Below are 8,227 nucleotides of genomic sequence, written 5' to 3' on the forward strand. Positions count from 1 at the left end.
CCTGATGGTCATCGGCTTCGTCTCCAGCGACGGCAAGATGAACTCGACCGATCTTGCCGACTATGTCGACTCGACCATCAACGACACGCTGAAGCGCGTCGAAGGCGTCGGCTCGACGCAGCTGTTCGGCTCCAGCTATGCCATGCGCATCTGGCTCGATCCGGACAAGCTCGCCAAGTACACGCTGATGCCGAGCGACGTGGCTTCGGCGATCGAGGCGCAGAACACGCAGGTTTCGGCCGGCCAGCTCGGCGGCATGCCGCAACGCAAGGGCCAGCAGCTCAATGCCACGGTGACGGCCAAGAGCCGGCTGCAGACCGCCGAACAGTTCCGCAACATCATCCTGAAGAGCACGGTCGACGGCTCGCTGGTTCGCCTCAACGACGTCGCCACCGTCGAACTCGGCGCCGAAAGCTATACGACGGCCGCCAGATACAATGGCCAGCCGGCGGCCGGCGTCGCCGTCAACCTGGCGACCGGCGCCAACGCCATCAGCACGGCGGAAGCGGTGCGCACGACGATCAACCGGCTGAGTTCGACCTTCCCGCAAGGCGTCGAGGTCGTCTACCCCTACGACACCTCGCCCTTCGTGCGGCTGTCGATCGAGGAGGTGGTCAAGACGCTGGCCGAGGCGATCGTGCTGGTGTTCCTGGTGATGTTCATCTTCCTGCAGAATCTGCGGGCGACGATCATCCCGACCATCGCGGTACCGGTGGTGCTGCTCGGCACGTTCGGCGTGCTGTCGCTGTTCGGCTATTCGGTCAACACGCTGACCATGTTCGCCATGGTGCTGGCCATCGGCCTGCTGGTCGACGACGCCATCGTCGTGGTCGAGAATGTCGAACGCGTGATGCAGGAGGAAGATCTGTCGCCGAAAGAGGCGACGCGAAAATCGATGGGCGAGATCACCGGCGCGCTGGTCGGCATCGCCACCGTGCTGTCGGCGGTGTTCGTGCCGATGGCCTTTTTCGGCGGCTCGACCGGCATCATCTACCGGCAGTTTTCGGTGACCATCGTCTCGGCCATGGTGCTGTCGGTGCTGGTAGCACTTGTGCTGACGCCGGCGCTGTGCGCCACCATCCTGCGGCGACCCAAGGACCATGCCACGCAGACCGGCCCGTTCGGCTGGTTCAACCGCGTCTTCGATCGCGGCACATCAGCCTATCGCGACGGCTCGCATGGCATCATCAACCGATCCTGGCGCTTCCTCGCCGTGTTCCTCGCAATCGTCATTGCCATGGGCTGGATGTTTGCCCGGCTGCCGAGCTCGTTCCTGCCGGAAGAGGACCAGGGCATCCTGATCACCAGCGTGTCGCTGCCGGTCGGTGCGACGCAGGACCGGACCGAGCGTGTGCTGAAGCAAGTCACCGACCACTATCTCAACGACGAAAAGGACGCTGTCCAGGGCGTCTTCACCGCTTCCGGCTTCGGCTTCGGCGGCGCCGGGCAGAATGTCGGCATTGCCTTCGTGCCGCTGAAGGAATTCAGCAAGCGCTCATCGCCGGCCCTGGCGGCGCAAGCGGTCGCCCGCCGCGCCATGGGGGCCTTCTCCAAGATCAGGGATGCGCAGGTCTTCGCGCTTGCCCCGCCCGCCATCCAGGGTTTCGGCAACACCAACGGCTTCGACTTCTACCTGCAGGACGTCAATGGCGCCGGCCATGATGCGCTGATCCAGACGCGCAACCAGCTTCTCGGTCTTGCCGCACAGAGCAAGCTGCTGACCGCCACAAGGCCCAACGGCCAGGAGGACCAGCCGCAATTCTCCATCGATATCGACCAGGAGAAAGCCAGCGCGCTGGGCGTCAGCCTCGCCGACATCAACAACACGCTGTCGAGCGCCTGGGGCAGCGACTACGTCAACGATTTCATCGATCGCGGGCGGGTGAAGCCGGTCTATATGCAGTCGGACGCGAACTTCCGCATGCAACCGGAAGATCTGGACAAATGGCAGGTGCGCAATGCCAGCGGCGCCATGGTGCCGTTCTCGGCCTTCGCCTCTAGCCACTGGACATTCGGTTCGCCGCGGCTGGAACGCTACAATGGTTCGGCGGCGGTCGAGATCCAGGGCGCGGCGGCCGCGGGCGTAAGCTCCGGTGCTGCGATGGACGAGATCGACAGGCTGGTGGCGCAATTGCCGCCCGGCTATTCGCATGAATGGACCGGGCTGTCGCACCAGGAACGGCTTTCCGGCAACCAGGCGCTGTCGCTCTATGCGATTTCGGCGCTGGTCGTCTTCCTGTGCCTGGCCGCACTTTATGAGAGCTGGTCGATCCCGTTCGCGGTCATGCTGTCGGTGCCGATCGGCATTTTTGGCGCGCTCGCGGCGGCAACCCTCTTCGGCCAGACCAACGACGTCTATTTCAAGGTCGGCCTGCTGACCACGATCGGCCTTGCGGCCAAGAACGCCATCCTGATCGTCGAGTTCGCCATCGAGCGGCAGGCGGCCGGCATGGGGCTGGTCGAGGCGACGCTCGAGGCGGCGCGACAACGGTTGCGGCCGATCCTGATGACGTCGCTGGCCTTCATCCTCGGCGTCACGCCGCTTGCTATCGCCAGCGGCGCCGGTTCAGGCGCGCAGAACTCGGTCGGCATTGGCGTGATGGGCGGCATGATCGCGGCGACGGTGATCGGCGTCTTTTTGGTGCCGCTATTGTTCGTCACGGTGCGGCGCATCTTCAAGGGCAGGGCGGCCAAGCAGGATATCGGGCCAGATACTGGGCCGGATACCGGGCAAGGAACAGGCGAGAAGCCAGCGACAGCCAACCAGCAATAAGGGACTTTCCATGACAGGTTTTGAACGTGGCCCGGTGGCCGCGGGGCGGCTCATTGTGCCCATGATTACGGCTGTTTTGCTCAGCGGATGCGTTGTCGGTCCGGATTATCAGACGCCCATCTTGCCGATGCCGGCAAACTGGAGCAGCGAGAAGCCGACGAAATCCGTCCAGCCGGCGCAGCTGTCGCAATGGTGGCAGCGCCTGCGCGATCCGCAGCTAGACACGCTTGTCGAGGAAGCGGTCGCCGGCAATCTCGACGTCGCCACCGCCAAGGCCAAGATCCGCGAGGCGCGCGCCAGCTATCGCCAGAGCGCCGGCACATTGCTGCCGTCCGTGGACGGCTCCGGTTCGGTGACGCGCAACAAGTCGGCCGAGACCACAGCGGGGACCAATTCCATCTACGCGGAATACCAGTCCGGCTTCGACGCCAGCTGGGAACTTGACCTGTTCGGCGCCAACCGCAGGGGCGTCGAGGCCGCTCGCTACGGCGTCGATGCGGCGCAAGAGGAACTGCGTTCGACACTGCTGACCCTGGTCGGCGATGTCGCGTCCTATTACACCCAGGCGCGCGGCTACCAGGCTCGCATCGCGCTCGCCCGGCGTTCGGCCGTGTCGCAGCGGCAGACCGCCGAACTCACCCGCACCATGGCGCTGGCAGGTTCGGCAACGGCGGCCGATGTCGCCAAGGCGATGGGGCAGGCGGCCAGCACCGAAGCCGCGGTGCCGACGCTGGAGGCAAGCTATGCCGAGGCGGTGCATCGCCTGTCGGTGCTCACCGGCCGGCCGCCGGCCACACTCGCCGAGCGGTTGAAGCGCAGCAAGCCGATCCCGTCACCGCGCCTGCCGATGCCGACCGGGATTCCCGCCGATATCCTGCTGTCACGCCCGGATGTGCGCATGGCCGAGCGGCAATACGCGCAATACACCGCCAAGGTCGGCCAGGCCGAGGCGGCGCGCTATCCCTCGGTCAGCCTGACGGGAAACATCAGCACGGCGGCGCTCAATCTCGGTGATCTCGGCAAGAATTCGTCGATAGGCTGGTCGTTTGGGCCGTCGCTCAGCGTGCCGCTGTTCAATGCCGGGCAGTTGCAGGCGGCGGCCGATGTCGCCCGCGCCCAGCGCGACCAGTATTTCATCGCCTACCGCGCCTCGGTGCTGACCGCGCTCGAGGATGTGGAGAATGCGCTGGTGCTGATGGCGCAGGAGCGTATCCGGATCAGCAAGCTTGCCTCGTCGGCGAAATCCTATGGCGAAGCGGCGAACCTCGAAGGCACGCTCTACAAGGCCGGCGAGACCAGCCTGCTCGACGTGCTCGACGCCCAGCGCTCGCTCTACTCGGCCGAGGATTCACTGCTGCAAAGCCGTGTCCTTTTGGCGACCAACTACATCGCCCTCAACAAGGCGCTCGGCGGCGGCTGGAACGGCACGGTCGACAGCAGCAAGCCCGAGATCGTCGACGTCAAGACCGGACCACGGCTGGCGAAGATGGCGGCGCAGTGATGAGTTGCCGTCGAGCGTGTTCGCCGCCGACGATATCGTGCTGAGGGCAATCAAGTGGAGTGCTCTCGCCAACTGCTTGCGGCGAGAGACTTCAGGCGGTGAACATGCAGGGATTGTCTAAGGCCAGATTGACCATCTAGGCAGCGGCAACGACTTTTTCTATCTCCTGCGCCGAATGCCCGGTGAGATCTTTTGCGATCTCGCCAACAAGCACCGCCGACAGTTTCTGATGGTAATGCTTGCGCAGTTCCCCAAGCGTTCGGGGAGCGGCAATGACGATCAGGTTGGCGATTTGACCGCCGAGCACTTGTCGGTTGAGAAGCTCGGCTGTTCCTGCCGCGAAGCTATCTTCGTCGATCTGACTGTTGTCTGGATTGGCAGAGCTGCTTTGATGACGCGCGCCGGACCCCTTGTTGTCATTTGTCACGTCTTCGACGGCCGAGGCCGTCAGCTTTGGATTGGCTTCGTCTCCTGAGTTGCGAAACAGGTTCAGCTTTTCGCCGTCGGCCACTGCAACGGTCGCGCCTTTGGGAATATCCATTGTCGATCTCCAATTGCGCCAGTCGCTGACCAAATCCAATTGATGGCCTGCTGACGTCAGCCTAAACGCCCCAACTTGGCATGGCGTTCCATGAACTTGCCTCCAACGTGTTGAGTTCGACGCGCTGTCGCGGCCGCATAGTCTGCAGGACGTGAGCTGGTAGACGGGCAGCGACGGCGGCACGCTTTGGCGATAGCGACCTGATCGCATCGCTGATACTGATGGTGCCCACGCACAGCACAGGCGCCGCAGATGACATCCGATACACACAAGTCCGAAGCGGTCGAGCAGTTGCTCGATACGCCGGACCTTGCCAGCGCGCTKGARAGCGAACAGTTCAAGAARTTCCTCGATCAGGTGCCGATCGCCATTGCCGTTTCGGACCTCGGCGCCAAGGAGCGTGTCGTCTATGCCAATCCGGAATTCGAGAAACTGTCGGGCCTGAAGGCGGCGAGGCTCGCCCAGAAGCACTGGGCGGCACTTGCCGGCACCGGCCTGCACCAGCAGAAGGAGCGCATGCTGTCCGAGGCGGTGGTCGAGGAGACCGATTTCGTCGGCACGTTCCGGCTGGAGAGGGCGCAGGATACACCGGCGATCGTCGACGCCTATTCCAACGTCATCGAGGACGACAATGGCAAGGTCTGCTTCCGGCTGGTGGCGCTGGTCGACGTCTCGGCCCATGGCGAGACCGAGGATGCAGGCTCCGTCGAGGAACGCGTGCGCGAGAAAGACACGCTGCTGCGCGAACTGCAGCACCGGGTGAAAAACAATCTGCAGATGATCACCGCGCTGATCCGGCTGGAGACGCGCAACGCGACCGAGCCGGACCAGAAGCGTTTCGAGAGGCTGGCCGGCCGCGTTGACGCGCTGGCGATCCTTTACCAGACGCTGTCGGGCGACGATCACAAGGACGAGGTCGACCTCGGCGTCTATCTCAGCCAGATCGCGTCGGCGGTGATGAACTCGCATGCGGTCGAGGGCATTCGCCTCGACATGAAGGTCGATACCTATCCGGTGTCGGTGAACGTCGCCATGCCGACCGGGCTGGTGGTGAACGAGCTTTTGACCAATGCGCTCAAGCATGCCTTCAAAGGGCGCGACGGCGGCACGATCACGCTGCATAGCATCGTCAACGGCGATGGCTGCCGTATTGTCATCGCAGACGACGGCATCGGCCTGCCGGAAGGCGAGACCTGGCCCAAGCCCGGCAAGCTCGGCGCGCTGATCGCGCGTTCGCTGACCGAGAACGCCAAGGCGGAATTCGACGTGAATTCGAGCGCCAGCGAGGGCACGCGGGTCACCATCGTCTTCAAGCGCTCTGTTGCCGCCGCCGCTTAGGCAGGCAGCCCCAACCAATGCCGTGAATGGCGGAAGGGGTTCCCCGACTTCCGGGCCTATGCCCGCGCTTGCCCCAGCCGACTGTCTTCCCGTGCCTCACGACAGGCCTGCCCGGGGAGGCCATAGCTGCCAGCCATGCCACCGGTCGCGCGGATGCCCGGCACGGCAGGGAAGGGTGACAAGAAGTGACATCGATGCCGGTTGCCAATCGCGAAGCGGCGCCTCTGCCCGTCGCGGCGCTAATGGGGGCCATGGTGTCGATCCAGATCGGCGCCACTTTCGCCAAGACGCTGTTCCCACAGATCGGTGCGCAAGGCACGACGACGCTGCGGCTGGTCATCGGCGCGCTGATGCTGATCGCGGTGCTGCGGCCCTGGCAGATGCGGCCGTCGCGCGCCACCTTGCCGTGGCTGGTCGCTTATGGCGTGACGCTCGCGGCGCTCAACCTTTTGTTCTACGCCGCGCTCGCCAGGATTCCGCTCGGCGTTGCGGTTGCGCTGGAGTTTTCCGGGCCGCTGCTGGTGGCGACGCTGGCCTCGCGGCGCGCCAGCGACTTTGCCTGGATCGCGCTGGCGGTCGCCGGCATCGTGCTGCTCTCGCCCTTCATCCATTCGTTGCAGCCGCTCGACCCCGTGGGCGTGATGCTGGCGCTCGCGGCCGGCGGCTTCTGGGCGCTCTACATCGTGCTCGCGCAGAAGGCCGGCGCGGAGCTTGGCACCCGCACCACCGCCTATGGCATGGCGATCGCCGCCGTGCTGGCGCTGCCCTTCGGCGTGGCGCAAGCGGGCATGGGTCTGCTGGCGCCCTCGATCCTGGTCAGCGCGCTGCTCGTCGGCCTGTTTTCGAGCGCGCTGCCGTTCTTCCTGGAGATGGTGGCGCTGACCCGCATGCCGGCCCGCATCTACGGCACGCTGACCTGCCTGGARCCGGSGCTCGGCGCAYTGGCCGGSTTCSTGTTCCTGCACGAGAGCCTGACCCCACCACAACTGGCCGGCATTGCCGCCGTCATCGTCGCGGCCGCCGGCACGGCGCTGACCTCGAAGCCGCCGGTGCCTTCGCCGGAGTAGGGGCGTGGCTTCCTCGTCGCTGCCATCGCCGTCTCGGCGGTAAATGCTGCGTAGAGACCGCATGAGGCCGGGCGTCGCCGGTTCTGCTGGCTTGTGCGTGTATTTCCGAAAATCCCCACGCCGGATCAATCGAAGCTGGAAGATCCTTGTCCAGAACGGCAATGAAATTGTCGCYTGGCGCACAAGTATTTCCAGCTCTGGACAGAGCGTTATCTGGTCCAATACGGTGCACAACAAAGTGAATATGCGCGCGTGAAAAAGGTCTGGTTGTTCCTTGCAAAACAATGTCTTTTCATCGGTCGACCTGCCGTCGCATCTGGACCAGCACGCACGGTTCGCGCTCTGGCAGGACATCCACGTCGCCGAAATATGGTCGGTCGAATATACGATCTCCGAGAAGCTGTCGTTTAAGGCCGCGATCGAGGCCACGGCCGTCGGGCCGCTGGTGCTCGGGCAGATGGCCGGGACCATCAGGCATGCCAGCCGCAAGGCGAGCAACATCGCCGCCGACGGCCGTGACGGCTATCTGCTGCTGGTCAACAATGGCGATACGGTGCTCAGCGGCACCCAGATCGGCCGCGATTATCGTGTGGGCAAGGGCGAGGCCGCACTTGTCTCGGCTTCGGAGGCGTTGCAGATGACGGGCGGCGACAACAATGTCTGGGCCAATGTGGTGCTGCCGCGCGTCGTGCTGGAGAATGCCTTCACGCATGTCGAGGACCGGTTGGCGTTGACCATCGGTGCCGACAATGAGGCGCTCGACATGCTCAAGCGTTATTGCAGCTTYCTGGAARCYGGCCCCGMTCTGGTYTCRCCCGATCTTGTCRSCCATGCCACCGAAACGATCGTCGAYCTSATCGGCCTGGCGWCCGGCGCCAAGGGCGAGRCCGCCGAMCTSGCGGGCCTGCGYGGCCTGCGCGCGGCAAGGCTGCAGGCCATCCTGCAAAAGATGCGGGAAAATTTCGCCGATCCTGCCATTTCGGCCCAGAGTGTCGCCCAGCAACTGC

Annotated in this window: 6 protein-coding genes; 5 read left to right on the forward strand and 1 reads right to left on the reverse strand. The window is 64.4% G+C overall.

Annotation, left to right across the window (positions count from 1 at the left end):
- Together AC1DX0_RS26715 and AC1DX0_RS26720 are read left to right on the forward strand one after the other, a co-directional pair.
- A partial coding sequence (locus AC1DX0_RS26715) for an efflux RND transporter permease subunit (protein WP_477357427.1) occupies nt 1-2,773 on the forward strand: 2,773 nt, incomplete at its 5' end.
- A 10-nt stretch (nt 2,774-2,783) separates the two neighbouring features.
- Nucleotides 2,784-4,274: an efflux transporter outer membrane subunit gene (locus AC1DX0_RS26720; RefSeq protein WP_477223668.1), complete on the forward strand. Its 1,491-nt coding sequence runs from the start codon at nt 2,784-2,786 to the stop codon at nt 4,272-4,274.
- A gap of 136 nt (nt 4,275-4,410) precedes the next feature.
- On the opposite strand, the gene AC1DX0_RS26725 is transcribed toward AC1DX0_RS26720, so the two are convergent.
- The gene (locus AC1DX0_RS26725) at nt 4,411-4,815 is read right to left on the reverse strand and encodes a host attachment family protein (protein ID WP_477223669.1); all 405 of its coding nucleotides are present in this window, start codon (nt 4,813-4,815) and stop codon (nt 4,411-4,413) included.
- 252 nt (nt 4,816-5,067) lie between these two features.
- Here AC1DX0_RS26725 and AC1DX0_RS26730 point away from each other — a divergent pair, with 252 nt between their 5' ends.
- From AC1DX0_RS26730 to AC1DX0_RS26740, 3 genes are all read left to right on the forward strand, one after another.
- Nucleotides 5,068-6,153, forward strand: coding sequence for a sensor histidine kinase (locus tag AC1DX0_RS26730; protein WP_477223670.1), 1,086 nt, complete (start codon nt 5,068-5,070; stop codon nt 6,151-6,153).
- A gap of 185 nt (nt 6,154-6,338) precedes the next feature.
- Nucleotides 6,339-7,220 (forward strand): EamA family transporter, encoded by an 882-nt coding sequence (locus tag AC1DX0_RS26735; protein WP_477357429.1) that lies wholly within the window; start codon nt 6,339-6,341, stop codon nt 7,218-7,220.
- Between the two features lie 274 nt (nt 7,221-7,494).
- A partial coding sequence (locus AC1DX0_RS26740) for an AraC family transcriptional regulator (protein ID WP_477357431.1) occupies nt 7,495-8,227 on the forward strand: 733 nt, incomplete at its 3' end.

It is taken from the genome of Mesorhizobium sp. P3_A9, from assembly GCF_056402975.1.